At 61.8% G+C, this 13,730-nt stretch carries 17 protein-coding genes; 7 read left to right on the forward strand and 10 right to left on the reverse strand.

The window, feature by feature from the left end:
• The first annotated feature begins 22 nt into the window (after nucleotides 1-22).
• The 5 genes from lptF to NR164_RS15545 are packed head-to-tail and all read left to right on the forward strand — an operon-like array spanning nucleotide 23 to nucleotide 4,914.
• Complete coding sequence (gene lptF / locus NR164_RS15525; RefSeq protein ID WP_017845640.1) at nucleotides 23-1,096, forward strand: LPS export ABC transporter permease LptF; 1,074 nt, start codon at nucleotides 23-25, stop codon at nucleotides 1,094-1,096.
• The gene (lptG, locus tag NR164_RS15530) at nucleotides 1,093-2,172 is read left to right on the forward strand and encodes an LPS export ABC transporter permease LptG (RefSeq protein ID WP_256822929.1); all 1,080 of its coding nucleotides are present in this window, start codon (nucleotides 1,093-1,095) and stop codon (nucleotides 2,170-2,172) included. The genes lptF and lptG overlap by 4 nt, the downstream gene beginning before the upstream one ends.
• Nucleotides 2,173-2,228: 56 nt before the next feature.
• Nucleotides 2,229-3,158: a diacylglycerol kinase family protein gene (locus NR164_RS15535; protein ID WP_052735787.1), complete on the forward strand. Its 930-nt coding sequence runs from the start codon at nucleotides 2,229-2,231 to the stop codon at nucleotides 3,156-3,158.
• A 9-nt stretch (nucleotides 3,159-3,167) separates the two neighbouring features.
• Nucleotides 3,168-4,133: a hypothetical protein gene (locus tag NR164_RS15540; protein ID WP_104903125.1), complete on the forward strand. Its 966-nt coding sequence runs from the start codon at nucleotides 3,168-3,170 to the stop codon at nucleotides 4,131-4,133.
• Between the two features lie 19 nt (nucleotides 4,134-4,152).
• A complete protein-coding gene (locus NR164_RS15545) occupies nucleotides 4,153-4,914 on the forward strand; it encodes an aspartyl/asparaginyl beta-hydroxylase domain-containing protein (RefSeq protein ID WP_079443725.1) in 762 nt (253 codons plus the stop codon).
• A gap of 50 nt (nucleotides 4,915-4,964) precedes the next feature.
• Here the strand turns inward: NR164_RS15545 and NR164_RS15550 are convergent, their stop codons facing one another.
• Nucleotides 4,965-5,459, reverse strand: a complete 495-nt coding sequence (locus NR164_RS15550) for a RimK/LysX family protein (RefSeq protein ID WP_256822930.1) — start codon at nucleotides 5,457-5,459, stop codon at nucleotides 4,965-4,967.
• 300 nt (nucleotides 5,460-5,759) lie between these two features.
• Here NR164_RS15550 and NR164_RS15555 point away from each other — a divergent pair, with 300 nt between their 5' ends.
• Together NR164_RS15555 and NR164_RS15560 are read left to right on the forward strand one after the other, a co-directional pair.
• The gene (locus tag NR164_RS15555; protein ID WP_017845634.1) at nucleotides 5,760-6,251 is read left to right on the forward strand and encodes an acyl-CoA thioesterase; all 492 of its coding nucleotides are present in this window, start codon (nucleotides 5,760-5,762) and stop codon (nucleotides 6,249-6,251) included.
• Nucleotides 6,252-6,566: 315 nt separating this feature from the next.
• Nucleotides 6,567-6,689 (forward strand): hypothetical protein, encoded by a 123-nt coding sequence (locus NR164_RS15560; RefSeq protein ID WP_256822931.1) that lies wholly within the window; start codon nucleotides 6,567-6,569, stop codon nucleotides 6,687-6,689.
• A gap of 62 nt (nucleotides 6,690-6,751) precedes the next feature.
• Here the strand turns inward: NR164_RS15560 and NR164_RS15565 are convergent, their stop codons facing one another.
• From NR164_RS15565 to NR164_RS15605, 9 genes are read right to left on the reverse strand one after another with little or no spacing between them, the layout of a single operon-like run.
• Nucleotides 6,752-7,060, reverse strand: a complete 309-nt coding sequence (locus NR164_RS15565) for a 2Fe-2S iron-sulfur cluster-binding protein (protein ID WP_079443724.1) — start codon at nucleotides 7,058-7,060, stop codon at nucleotides 6,752-6,754.
• Between the two features lie 49 nt (nucleotides 7,061-7,109).
• Nucleotides 7,110-7,538 (reverse strand): tautomerase family protein, encoded by a 429-nt coding sequence (locus NR164_RS15570; protein ID WP_046484124.1) that lies wholly within the window; start codon nucleotides 7,536-7,538, stop codon nucleotides 7,110-7,112.
• Between the two features lie 60 nt (nucleotides 7,539-7,598).
• Entirely contained in the window at nucleotides 7,599-8,354 is a 756-nt protein-coding gene (locus tag NR164_RS15575; RefSeq protein WP_079443723.1) for an SDR family oxidoreductase, read from the reverse strand.
• 52 nt (nucleotides 8,355-8,406) lie between these two features.
• Nucleotides 8,407-9,462: a 4-hydroxy-2-oxovalerate aldolase gene (gene dmpG / locus NR164_RS15580; protein ID WP_079443722.1), complete on the reverse strand. Its 1,056-nt coding sequence runs from the start codon at nucleotides 9,460-9,462 to the stop codon at nucleotides 8,407-8,409.
• Entirely contained in the window at nucleotides 9,462-10,376 is a 915-nt protein-coding gene (locus NR164_RS15585) for an acetaldehyde dehydrogenase (acetylating) (RefSeq protein ID WP_017845628.1), read from the reverse strand. The genes dmpG and NR164_RS15585 overlap by 1 nt, the downstream gene beginning before the upstream one ends.
• The gene (locus NR164_RS15590) at nucleotides 10,373-10,585 is read right to left on the reverse strand and encodes a tautomerase family protein (RefSeq protein WP_010567288.1); all 213 of its coding nucleotides are present in this window, start codon (nucleotides 10,583-10,585) and stop codon (nucleotides 10,373-10,375) included. The genes NR164_RS15585 and NR164_RS15590 overlap by 4 nt, the downstream gene beginning before the upstream one ends.
• Before the next feature lie 23 nt (nucleotides 10,586-10,608).
• Nucleotides 10,609-11,412, reverse strand: a complete 804-nt coding sequence (gene dmpH / locus NR164_RS15595) for a 2-oxo-3-hexenedioate decarboxylase (protein ID WP_046484119.1) — start codon at nucleotides 11,410-11,412, stop codon at nucleotides 10,609-10,611.
• The gene (gene dmpE, locus NR164_RS15600; protein ID WP_017845626.1) at nucleotides 11,409-12,206 is read right to left on the reverse strand and encodes a 2-oxopent-4-enoate hydratase; all 798 of its coding nucleotides are present in this window, start codon (nucleotides 12,204-12,206) and stop codon (nucleotides 11,409-11,411) included. Before dmpE ends, dmpH begins: the two co-directional genes overlap by 4 nt.
• 9 nt (nucleotides 12,207-12,215) lie before the next feature.
• Complete coding sequence (locus NR164_RS15605; RefSeq protein ID WP_256822932.1) at nucleotides 12,216-13,676, reverse strand: 2-hydroxymuconic semialdehyde dehydrogenase; 1,461 nt, start codon at nucleotides 13,674-13,676, stop codon at nucleotides 12,216-12,218.
• Between the last annotated feature and the right edge of the window lie 54 nt (nucleotides 13,677-13,730).

The raw sequence follows: 13,730 nt of genomic DNA on the forward strand, positions 1-13,730 counted from the left end.
CCGCGTTGAAGGCTTGCGGTACATGCTTACGATCGAGCGCTACATCATTTCCGAAGTACGCCGTCCTGTGACGATGATGGTTGGTTTCCTGACCTTTGTTTTCGCCAGTTACTCCGCCGAACGCTACCTGACGGAGGCCGCCAACGGCACCCTGGCGCTGGGGGTGGTCCTCGACATCGTTTTCTACAAAGTGCTGATCGCGCTGGAGATGCTGCTGCCCGTCGGGCTGTATGCCTCGGTGGCCATCGCGCTGGGTCGGCTATACAACGACTCGGAAATCACCGCCATCCTGGCGTCCGGTGCCAGCCCGTTGCGTATCTACCGGGCCATTCTGATCATCGCCACACCGCTGGCCCTGGCGGTGGCTGCGCTGTCGTTCTACGGCCGGCCCTGGGCCTATACACAAACCTATCAACTGGAACAGCAATCGCGCTCCGACCTCGACGTCAGTCACCTGCAGGCCCAACGCTTCAACCTCAACGATGACAACGGCCGGATGATCCTGGCCCAGCACATCGACCCGGACACCAACCAGCTCACCGACGCGCTGATCTACGACCCGACCGAAGGCAAAAGCCGCGTGCTGCGCGCCAACGTGGCGACCATCACCGATCCCGACCCCACGACGCCGGCGCTGACCCTGCAACAGGGCACCAGTTATACGCTGGAGCATCGCGGCAGCAAGGACAGCACACTGAATTACAAAGCGTTGCTGCTACACCTCAAGCCGGTGGAACCGACCGATGAGTCAAAGCGCAAATCCACCCCCAGCGCGACGCTGGCCATGTCGGCCATGCCCCAGGACAAAGCCGAACTGCAATGGCGTGAAAGCCGCGGCCTGAATGCCATTCTCATGGCCCTGCTGGCCGTGCCGCTGAGCCGGACCGCACCACGCAAAGGCCGGTTCTCAACCCTGCTGCCGATCGCGATCCTGTTTACGGTGATCTTCTATGCCGGCAACCTGTGCCGCACCCTGGTAGCCAATACCGCCCTGCCCCTGATCCCGGGCCTGTGGCTGGTCCCCCTGCTGATGCTGGTTGGTCTGGGGGCCTTGATGGCTCGTGACCTGCGGCTGCTGCCGAGGTTTTCGCGATGAGCCTTTGGGGTCGCTACCTGGTCAGGAACGTGTTCGTGGGTTTCGGTGCTGCCGCTGCGCTGCTGATTCCGTTGTTCACGACTTTTGATCTGATCAGCGAACTCGACAATGTCAGCGCTGGCGGCTACCGCTGGACCCAGGCGGTGGCGGTGGTGCTGATGACGCTGCCCCGTCGCCTGATCGACCTGGGGCCCTTCATCGCCCTGTTGGGCGGCATCGTCGGCCTGGGCCAACTGGCGGTCAGCCAGGAGCTCACGGCCCTGCGCGCCGCTGGTGTGTCCATCGTGCGTATTGCCCTAGCGGCCGTCACCGCAGGCGTGCTGCTGACCGCCGGCCTGGCAGCACTGGATGAATGGGTGGCCTCACCATTGCAGCAGCGCGGCCTGCAGATGCGCAACGCCGCCATCACCAGTTCCGATGAGGCAGTCAATGCCAAGGGGACGCTGTGGGCCAGGCGCGGCAATGAAATCGCCAGGATCGACAGCGTGGCCGCGCACAACCGGCCCATGGGCATCGAGATATTCCACTACAACCCGGACAACACCCTGGCCAGTTACATTCACGCTGACAATGCCAGCGTATCCCGGGACGGCAGCTGGACGCTCAACCAAGTCAACTTCAAGCAATGGAGCAACGGCGAAGAAACGGTCTGCGAGTTGGATAGCCTGCAATGGACGTCGATCTTTTCCAGTATTCATCTCAAGGAGCTGACCCTGCCCAGCGACAGTTTTTCCATCAAGCAGTTGAGCCGCTACATCCACTTTCTCAAGGCCACCGATCAACCGGTCGATCAGTACAGCATCGCCCTGTGGCAGAAGTTCGGCCGGCCGATCCTGACGCTGGCGATGATCCTGCTGGCGGTACCCTTCACCTTCGTGCAACAGCGCGACCCCGGGATGGGCAGCCGCCTGGCGGTGGGCGCTGTCGTCGGTCTGCTGACCTATGTGGGTAATCAGATCATCGTCAACCTGGGGCTGCTGTTTGCCCTGAATCCGCTGTTGACCACCTTGTTGCCACCGCTGTTTATTCTGGGCGCGGCATTGATGCTGGTCTATCGCTTCGACCGAAACGCCTAGGCAACGTCATGAACATCAACCCACCTTCAATTGCTAAGCCACGATGCATCGGCGTTTTGATCAACCCCCTCAGCGGCCGCGTCCGTCGCCAGCAGGCACGCATGTGCCGCCTGATCCATAGATTGCCCCGCGCCCGCGTCGCGCAGGTGTGCACCCCGGCCGAGGTCGAGACTGCCATCGCCAGCTGGGCGCTGATGGAAAACGACTTGTTGGTCGTAGTGGGCGGGGATGGCACGCTGCAGGCGGCGCTCACCAGCCTGCTGCAAACCCCGGGGGCGAAAGTCCCCAAGGTGTTCATCGTCCCCGCAGGCACCACCAACATGAGTGCCAATGCCATCGGGTTGCGTGGCAGCCCACTCAGGGCAATCAAGGCGCTGACGCGCTGGCTGACCCATGACGACCACACCGCGCGGGAGAAACCCACGGCTGTACTGCAAGTGTCTGACTCGCACACCCGGCGAGCACAATGCGGCCTGTTCTTTGGCGCGGGTTCAATCGTCACCGGCGTTCGCTATTTTCATGAACGGGTTCGCCCCACCGGCCTCAAGGGGCTGGCAGGGCCATTGACCGCCTTCGTGCGTATGCTGCTGGCGTTGTTTTCCCGCACGGCCAGCCATCTGCTGCCGACCGTCAACGCCCCTATCACGGTGAACGGCACGACACGCGAGGCGCCATGGCTGCTGGTATTGGCCACCACCCTCGACAAATTGCTGCTGGGCAGCACGCCATTTTGGGGCGCCGAGCACCAGCCCATGCGCCTGACCGCCATTGCCCAGGCCCCTGCCCGCCTGTGCCGGGCCTTGCCCGCCGTACTGCGCGGGCGACCCAGCGCGGCCATGCGCCAGGATCCGGGCTACCTGAGCCACAACGCCCAGCACGCCAGCATTGACCACCTGCACGAATACCTACTGGACGGCGAGATATTCCCGGTGACCGGAACACTGGAAATCAAGGCCAGCCCGCCCGTGCGCTTCATCACCTTGTAAGGACATTCCATGATCGAGATTGAACGGGACCCGACGACACTCCCCCTGTTCGAGTTGGTGAGCCGTGAACTGGCGCGCCCGGTGGACCAAGACCTGCACGCACTGACTGAAGCGCTGATGGCGCGGTTCGGCGCAGGCATCTCGGCGATCCTGTTCTACGGTTCTTGCCTGCGCACACGCACCACCGATGAGGGGTTGATCGACCTGTACGTCCTGGTGGATCACTACCAGGACATCCACACCTCCCGGCTCAGTCAATGGGCCAACGCCCTGCTGCCGCCCACGGTGTTTCTGTTCACGGCCACTGATACCGCCGGCAAAACCCTGCGCGCCAAGTGCGCCATTCTTTCGGTGAGCGACTTTGAACAAGGCACCCATAGCTGGTTTCAAAGCTACCTGTGGGCGCGTTTTGCCCAGCCTAGCCGCCTGGTGTTCAGCCGCACGCCCGCCATCCAACGGCGCGTGGAGCGAGCGGTGTGCCGCGCGGCCTTGCGCATGATCAGCGAAACGGTCTCCCTGCAAGCTCCCTTGTTCAACAGCGACACGTTCTGGACCCGCGCTTTGAGCTTTACCTACGGCAGCGAACTGCGGCCCGAAAGCAGCAACCGCCCGGCACTGATTACCCAGCAGAATCAAGGCTACCTCGCCGCCCTCCTGGTCGCGGCCGCTCAGGTCGATGGCGTTGGCTTTGCCGGGTCGATGACCGACGAGCTGTATATCAACCACAGCACCGCTGAACAGCAGCGACGGCAGGCGCGGCACTGGCGGACCCGGCGCATTCAGGGCCGGGCATTGAACCTGGTGCGTCTGATCAAATCGCTGTTTACCGTCAAGGGCGCAGTGGATTACGCCATCTGGAAACTGGAGCGCCATTGGGGCGAGCCGATCAAACAGCCGGAACGGTTGCGCCGCTATCCGCTGGTGTTCTGCTGGCCGCTGCTGTGGAAGCTGTTGAAACAACGACCTCATACATGAAACCGACAGGATATTTCCCATGAGCACCAGGAAGACGGCTTTGACCCCCAAGAAAAAACGCAAACATCGTCCCAGCGTCGCCATCGGCCTGTGGATCATCAAACGCCTTGAAAATCTGATACGGCGCTGCTCTACGGTGGGTAACACGCCGTTCTTTGACCCGGCCATCTTCGCCTGGACCCGGGAGCTGGAATCCCGGTCGGCGGTGATTCGCGCCGAGCTCGATGCCGTGCTGCGCAACAGCGATGCCATTCCCAGTTTTCAGCAGATATCCAAAGACCAGGCCAGACTGACCCAGGACGACCGCTGGAAGACATTCTTCCTCTACGGCTATGGCTACAAGATCGACGGCAATTGCGCCCAGTGCCCACAAACGACCCAGGCCATCGAGGCCATCCCGGGCATGTACACCGCGTTTTTCTCGATTCTCAGCCCCGGCAAGCACATTCCGCCCCACCGCGGGCCTTACAACGGATTGCTGCGGGTGCATCTGGGGTTGATCATCCCGCAACAGGCCGAACAGTGTCGTATAGAGGTGGGTGATGAGGTCCACCATTGGCAGCAGGACAGTTGCCTGGTATTCGACGACACTTACAAGCATCAGGTCTGGAACGACACTGACGAGCGGCGCGTGGTGCTGTTCCTGGATGTGCAGCGGCCCCTGACATTACCAGGCCGCTTGCTGAACCGGGTGGTGCTCAAGCTGATCCAGTGGTCGCCGTTCATACAGGACGCGCGCAGGAATCAGCAGAACTGGGATCGCGGGATCCTCAACCAGTAAATCATCGCCAATCAGGCTCCGGGGCCCCCCGACGCCTGATTGGCGCGGTATCACGGCTTGCAATCAGGCTTGAGGGTGTCGAATCGCGACGCATCAACCAAGCCCAGGTGCGCAAGCACATCACGCCCCAGCTTGACCGGCGAACCACCTTTGCTGTGGGTTTTCAGCATAAGGTCCTCGGCGTATACCTTGTCACCCAGGCACAGCGACATCCGCACCAACTGATGCTGAGTGCTGCCAAAGGCGCTTTTGGTTTTTTCGGTGCGCAGTACTTTCCTCTCCAGCGTCAAATCGGTCGTGCCCGTCAATGCGTGCATCACCGGTACACTGAAACGCGCCCAATTCTCGCCATTTTTCTGGAATAGAACGAGGTCATGAACTTCAATGGAAGACTTCGGCGAAGTGGGACTAAGTTCGACCTCCACACTCCCTTGCTCAGGTTGAATCAGTGCCTTTTCCTGCCAACCGAAAACGGCGGCCTGGGTCAATGGCGGAATAATCAATGCCAACATAAAGCTGCTTAAAACTGTGGTATAGCGACGCATTATTTCACCCGGCGCAAATAGTAATTTCAGATAATGCAACAATAAAGCCCAATAACAGGCGCGCTGTGTTCAGCGCACTTTATCATCCGCTCTTATTTTACAAAATTAAATTATACCTAGCGCTAAAACATACACGCACTGCGGTAAATTATTAACTTATTCGAAATACACTCTTTCACTTCGTTACATAGCTACTTCCATCGGCTGGCTGTTAACGTCATGCGCCCCAGGCAAAGCCTCAAGCGCCAGACCTACATGGCGACAAGGGCCCCTGACAATGCCTACCGTGATGAGGAAACTATGGAACCTGGCAGCTACCAACTGAGCATGAGCGTGCTCATGACCCCCGACAAAGCCAACTTCTCCGGCAACGTGCATGGCGGCGCGTTGTTGAAAATGCTCGACGAAGTGGCGTTCGCCTGCGCCAAGCGTTATGCAGGCCGTTACGTGGTCACCCTTTCGGTTGACCAGGTGATTTTCAAGGAGCCGATCCACGTCGGCGAACTGGTCACCTTCCTGGCGTCAGTCAACTACACCGGACGCACTTCGCTCGAGATCGGCGTGAAGGTCATGACCGAGAATATCCATGAGCGTACCGTGCGCCACACCAACAGTTGCTACTTCACCATGGTCGCCGTCGACGCCGCTGGGCGCCCCAGCCCCGTGCGCCCCTTGCTGCCTGACACGCTGACCGAGCGCCGTCGCTACGCCCAGGGCCAGTTACGCAGGCAACAGCGTCAGGAACTGCAGGCTCGCTACGACGAGATACGCGAACTGGGCACGCCCCGTTAGGCCCTTCGCTCACCCGCAACCCCGCCCGGAACACCAAGGATCAACTATGAAAATATCGCTCCTGAGTCGGAGCGGCCCCGAGATCCTCCAGTCCATGCTGGAAGGTGATGAAGAACACGCAGCGCTCCATCGTCTAACAGCGGGTTAAAACAAGGCGGGTTCCACCGTGCGGCCGAGGGCTGGTCATCGTGCCCGGCACACCAGGTGGCCACCGCGCCTATCAAAACTTTCGACGTGATGCCCATCGGCGCCCAAGGCAAGTCCTTGAGGCGCTTGGTGATCGCCGCCGCCACGGCGTAGAAAAAGGCCGAAGCCATGGCCAGGCAGACGCCGATCAAGTACTCGGCGCCGGTGGCCTGCCCACTGCCCTTGGCGGACACGATCAGCATCAGCCCGGCGAAGTTCGGTTGTCTCAGCCTCACCCAACGGGAACCGTAGTGTTCAAAGGACGTGACGGGCCTGTTCGATCAGTTCATTGAGCGCCGGGAAAAATGTACCGTTCATTTCGGATTAGCGATGGTCTTTTTCATCTTGCCGGTGACCTCGACCGATAAGTCGCTGCCGGGTAAAACACGGCAGGCCAACACGATTCCATCGGACAGCTCGGCCGCACTGACATGGGCGCGGCTCATCACCTTGGCGACATACTCGCCGCTGAGAATGCGTACCTTGCACACCCCGCAACCGCCACCCCGGCAACCGACGGGAATGCCCCGCCGCCCCAGTCGCGCCATGCCTTCCAAAACGGACTCACGCTCATCACAGGGATACTGCTCGCCGGTATCTTCAATCACGATCTGGTATTTCATCACGCACGCTCACGTCTCGGCGCGGCTTCCACCGCTAGCGCGCCTGTGTTCATTCGGCACCGCCTGCTTGCACTGCACGGTCGAGGATTTCCTGTTTGCGTAACTCAGCGGCATCGCGCCCGCCAATGCACCAATCCTGCGGGTCAACACGGATGCAGCGACCGCGTATCAGGCTGCGCTCGACCGCGAGCAGCTCGCTGAGCAGATCGGTGAAGCCGCTCATTAACGCTTGACGTTCATCCAGCGGGCGACCTTCCAGCACGATGAACTCAAAAAACGGCGCATGCACACCACTGACCTCAACCATCTCGCCGCCCACTGCACACTCGGCGGTCGCGTGCGACGTGATAAAGGCCCTGACTCGTTCAATGGGTGAATGCAGCAGCAGGCTGTAAAGCTGTGAAGCGTCCTTGAGCAATCGCGCTTTTTGCTCGGCAGTGCAATGGCCGTCCACAAGGTGAAAGTTCACGACAGGCATAGGGGCAATCTCGCTGGCTATTCTTGGTTTTATTACCTGACAGGTCGATGCGCAGGACACTTACGGCAGGCCGCGACGCCGCCCGGAATCCAACATCAGCGACGAGCCGGTCATCGCATCGGCTTCGGGCGCCAGCAACAGGCTCACGGCCCAGGCCACTTGGGCAGGCGTGGTAAAGGCGCCGATAGACGACTCCGCGCACATCTCGCGCAGCACCGCCTCGGCACTGATGCCACGCTGCCGGGCACGGTCTGCCGCCACCCGGTGCAAGCGCTCGGTGTCCGCCGGTCCTGGAGCGATCAGGTGCGCGGTAATACCGCGCTCGCCATAGGCCAGGCTGAGTTGGCGCACGGCATTCACCAGCGCCGCATTGGCCACCCCGGCAGCGGCGGCATAGGCCGTAGGTTCAAAGCCGTAGTGACCACCGATGGCCACCAACCGCGAGCCTTTCACCAGGCGCTCATCCACCGCCCGCACCAGGCGCAACAACCCGCCGACCTTGATATTCACCGCATCCGTCAGCGCGGCGGTGGGCGCATCGAGAATTCCGCCGACGACCGCCACGCCGGGCCCATGCACAATCATGCGCACCGGCCGGTCCAGCGCGGCGCGGATGCTCGCCACCGCGCTATCGCTGGCGATGTCGGCCATGCAGGCGATCAACCCGGGATGTCGATCAACCAGTTCGTCGAGTGCGTCAGCACTGCGCGCCACGGCGACCACATCCAGGTGACTGGCGCTTAACCGCGCAACAATCTGCCGGCCAAACGCCCCCGTGGCCCCGACGACCACAGCCAATTCTTTTTGCGTATTCATGTTCAACCCTCGCATCGAGTCAGGGGCATGCAGCGCACGCCCCTGCGAGCCATCACGTCGGCAACAGAACGCCACGCTCTTTAGCCATGGTGAGGGCGGTGTCCTGAATCATGTCTTCCTGGCCACCGATCATTTTTTTGCGTCCCAGCTCCACCAGGATGTCGCGCGCCGGAACGCCGAACTGCAGGCCCGCGCGTTTGGCGTGCAGCAGGAAGGTGGAGTAGACACCGGCATAGCCAAGGGTCAGCGACTCACGGTCCACCCGCACGATGTGCTCCATCATCGGTACGATGATGTCCTCGGCCACGTCCATCAGCTTGAACAGGTCGCTGCCGGTTTCGATCCCCATACGCTCACACACGGCGGCGAACACCTCCAACGGTGTATTGCCCGCCCCGGCCCCCAGCCCCGCGACCGATCCGTCGATCCGGCTCGCGCCGGCCTCGATGGCGGCAATCGAGTTGGCCACGCCCATGCCCAGGTTGTGGTGGCCATGGAAGCCGATCTCGGTTTCCGGGTTCAGCACCTCGCGCAGCGCCCCGACCCGGGCCTTCACGTCTTCCGGCAACATGTAGCCGGCCGAGTCGGTGACGTACACCGTCTGCGCGCCGTAGGACTCCATCAGCTTGCCCTGCCGGGCGATGCCGGCCGCATCATTGAGGTGCGCCATCATCAGGAACCCGGAGGTATCCATACCCAGCTTTCGCGCGTAGGCAATGTGCTGCGGCGATGTGTCCGCCTCAGTGCAATGGGTGGCGACGTGTACGCTGCGCGCGCCGCAATCGTAAGCCGACTGCAGCTCTTTCATGGTGCCCAGCCCCGGAATCAGCAGCACGGAAATCTTCGCCTGCCTCATCAGCGGAGCTACCGCGCTGATGTATTCCTCGTTGCTGTGCGGAGCAAAGCCGTGCTGCAGCGAATTGCCACCCAAACCACCGCCATGGGTGACCTGAATGTAAGGCACCCCGGCATCGTCCAGCGCAGTGGCGACCTTGACCATTTGCGCCACGCTGATCTGCTCGCGCTTGGCGTGCATGCCATCGCGCAGGCACATGTCATGCAGGATCACTTTGCGGCCCTGCAGGCTCGTAGGGTTGGACTGGCTCATTACGCGACCTCCGGGGCTTTAAGGTGAAGCGTGCCGGCGAGAATTTCCTCGGCAAACATTTCGGCAGTGCGGGTGGCGGCCGCGGTCATGATGTCCAGGTTACCCGCGTAGGTGGGCAGGTAGTCACCCAGGCCGGCCACCTCCATGAATATCGAGACTTTCTTGCCGTCGAAAATGGGACCGTTGACCAGGCGATAACCGGGCACGTACTTCGTCACTTCGGTGATCATTTGCAGGATCGATTCTCGGATGCGCACACGATCGGGCTCTTCATCGGTCAGGCAATAGATGGTGTTGCGCATCATCATGGGCGGCTCGGCCGGGTTGATGATGGCCAACGCCTTGCCCTTGCGCGCACCACCGATTTTCTCGATGGCGCTCGAAGTGGTATTGGTGAATTCATCCAGGTTGGCGCGGGTGCCCGGGCCAATCGATTTTGACGCCAAACTGGCAACGATTTCCGCATATGCCACGCTTTGAATGCGCGAGACAGCGTTAACGATGGGAATGGTGGCCTGCCCCGCGCAGGAGATCATGTTGACGTTCATCTGCAGCGTCTTGGCGTGTTCGCGCAGGTTCACCGGCGGTACACAGAGCGGGCCGATGGCCGCCGGGGTCAGGTCGATCATCAACACGCCCAGGGCATTGAGCTTGCGGCTGTTTTCCGCATGCACATAGGCACTGGTGGCATCAAAAGCGATCTGAATGCCGTCCTCCAACACGTGCGGGAGCAGGCCATCGACGCCTTCGTGGGTGGTTTTCAAGCCCATTTCGCGGGCCCGCAACAGCCCTTCGGAGTTCGGGTCGATGCCCACCATCCATACCGGTTCAAGCACCGGGCTGCGCAGGATCTTGTAGATCAGGTCGGTGCCGATGTTGCCGGAACCGATCAGCGCACATTTGATCTTTTTCATTGGCCCTGCTCCCGCTGCTTGGCGGCGCGCTGGGCCATGTCCAGGCCGGCCACGTAAAACCCGTCGCGCGCGTGCTCGGTGATCAGAATCCTTACGGTTTCCGCGGGGCATTGCAGGCTGAGGCACACCGCTTCAGTGACCGCGACAGCCATACGGCTCTTTTGCTCGGCAGTACGGCCCTCGGCCAAATGCATTTCAATAATGGGCATGACTGCCTCCTGGGTGCTTGTGGTTATTCAACGAAGCGCATCGATACGCTGCCCAACTCTTGGAAGCGCGCCACGATGCTGTCGCCGGGCTTCACCGCGATCGCTTCGGTAATGCCGCCGCTCATCACAAAGCTGCCGGCGGGCAATGACTCGTCCATCTCGGCGAGGATATTCACCAACATGGCGATGGCCTCAGCCGGATGCCCCATCACCGCGGCGGCGGCGCCCATGGTCACGATCTCGCCATTCTTTTCCATCACCACACCCAGGGTCGGCAGGTCCAGATCCGCGACATAGCGGCTGCGCCCGCCGCCGACGAAACGCGCCGACGAACCGTTGTCCGCAATCACGCTGGCCAGGTCGAACTTGAAGCCGGAAAACCGCGAGTCGATGATTTCCACCGCCGGGAGTACATAGTCGGTCGCGGCCAACACATCGGCGGCAGTGCAACCCGGGCCGCGCAGGTCGGCCTTCATGACGAATGCGACTTCGCACTCGACCCGTGGATGAACCAGGTCGGAGGTGCTGATCGCCGAGCTTTCGGGGCGCGCCATGCGGTCGGTCAGAAAGCCGATCGAAGGCACGCTGACGCCCATTTGCAGCATCTTCGCCTTGGACGTCAGCCCGGCTTTCCAGCCGACTTGCCTGTGCCCCTGGGCGATATAGCGGCGACGCAGTTCGTTCTGCACCGCGTAGCCATCGGCGATGGTCATCTGCGGGTAGTCGTCGGTCAGTTTTGGAATGGCATAAGCGCGGGTCTGTGCGCCTTCGACCCGTTCGCACAGGCGCACGATATCTTCGCGGGACAGCGTCAGTTCGCGGCTCATACGGCACTCCTTCCAGAAAACTTCACCCGGCAACTGCCCAGGCCGCCGACCCGGCAGACCAACTCGTCGCCATCCGCCACCGGCACCAGCGCCGACTGCGAGCCGGAGAGGATCACCTCCCCCGCTTTGAACGGAATGCCCAGCTCACCCAGCGTATTGGCCAGCCAGGCCACGGCATTGGCGGGCGAGCCTTGCACGGCGGCGCCGACGCCGGTGGAGAACACTTCGCCGTTCTTCTCCAGCACCATGCCGGCCAGGGTGATATCCAGCCGGCGCGGATCGCCCTGGGTCGTGCCCAGCACAAACACACCACAGGAGGCGTTGTCCGCCACGGTGTCCTGGATCTTGATTTGCCAGTCGCGGATGCGTGAATCGACCACTTCAAAACACGGCACCACATAGTCCGTGGCCCGAATCACGTCCATGGCGGTGATGCCCGGGCCCTTGAGGTCGTGCTTGAGGACAAAGGCCAGTTCCGCCTCGGCCTTGGGCTGGATCATCTGGCCCAGGTCGAGGGTGTCGCCGTCGGCAAACACCATGCCCGAGGTGAGCATGCCGAAGTCCGGCTGGTACACCCCGAGAAAGTCCTGCACGGGCTTGCTGGTGGCGCCGATCTTCTTGCCGACGATGGTTTCCCCGGCGGCCAGGCGACGGGCAATGAACCGCTCCTGGATGCGGTAGGCATCCTCGATGCGGATCTGCGGTTCACGACTGAGCAACGGCGCGATGACGCGACGGGACACGAACGCCTGATACAGCTCGTCGCCATACTGCTCGATGGTTTGCTGATTCATGGGGGAGCCTCAGAGTTTCACGCAGACGTTGCGGGTTTCGGTGTAGAACTCCAGCGAATGCACGCCGCCTTCACGGCCGATCCCGGACTGTTTGGAACCGCCGAACGGCGTACGCAAGTCGCGCAGGAACCAGCTGTTGATCCAGGTGATGCCCACGTCGATGCGGGTCGCCATGCGGTGCGCACGCGCCAGGTTGCTGGTCCAGATGGTGGTCGACAGGCCGTACTCGGTGGCGTTGGCCTTGGCGACCACGTCGTCTTCGCTATCGAAGGGAGAGATGTGGCAGCACGGGCCGAAAATTTCCTGTTGCACGACCGTCGCGCTCTCCGGCAAGCCGGTCCAGATGGTCGGTTGCACCCAGGCGCCAGCTGCCAGGTCGGACGGCATCTGCGGCACCCCGCCGCCGGTCACGACGGTGGCGCCCTCCTCGACCGCCTTGCGGTAGTACGACAGGACTTTTTCCCGGTGTTCCTGGCTGATCAGCGGGCCGTAATTGGCGTGACGATCATCGGGGCGGCCGTACTTCACCGCCTCGGCCCTGGCCTTCAGCGCCTGCACGAAACGCTCGAAGATCGGCCGCTCGATATACACCCGCTCAGTGCCCAGGCACACCTGCCCGGTATTGAGGAACACCGAACGGGAGAAGCTCTCCACTGCCGCTTCGAAGTCGGCATCGGCGAACACAATGCCAGCGTTCTTGCCGCCCAGCTCGAACGACACATCACGCATGCCTTCGGCAGCGGCTTTCATGATGGCCGTGCCGGTACGCGTCTCGCCGGTAAAGGTAATGGCATCGACCTGCGGATGCCGGGTGACGAACTCCCCGGCCGAATCGGGACCGAAGCCATGCACCACGTTGTACACCCCCTTGGGAATGCCGACCGTGTTCATCACTTCGCCCAGCAAGGTGGCCGTCTGCGGTGACTCCTCCGATGGCTTGACCACCACGGTATTGCCGCAGGCCAGGGCCGGGCCGACCTTCCAGGTCATCAACATGAAGGGCGCGTTCCACGGGCAGACCACCCCGATCACGCCCTTGGGCCGGCGCGTCGTGTAGTTCAATGCGCCACGGCCGTCGGGGGTGTCCGTTTGGAACGACTCACTGGCGACGTTCTTGATCACGTCGGCGAACACTTTGAAGTTGGCCGCGCCGCGCGGGATGAACACATGCTTCATCACGTGCTCGGGCTGGCCGGTGTCGGACATCTCCGCTTCGACGAAGTCATCGAAGCGGCGGGTGATTTCGTTGGCCACGCCGTACAGCAGCTCCACGCGCTGGTCGGTGCTCAGGCGGCCCCATTCGCCCTGCAGGGCATTGCGCGCGGCGCTGACGGCCGCATCCACCTCGCCACGCCCGGCTTCGCTGACCGAGCAGATGACGCTGTTGTCCAGCGGGGAGTGTTTGTTGAACCGTACACCACTGGCAGCGTCGGTAAACTCACCGGCAATGAAGTGCTTGATCTGGCGCATGAGAGCTCCGTAGTTATTGTTCGTATGACGACCGCCTGTACCTGCCACGGCCAG

It is taken from the genome of Pseudomonas sp. Pse79 (assembly GCF_024519615.1).
GTDB classification, from domain to species: Bacteria; Pseudomonadota; Gammaproteobacteria; order Pseudomonadales; family Pseudomonadaceae; genus Aquipseudomonas; species Aquipseudomonas veronii.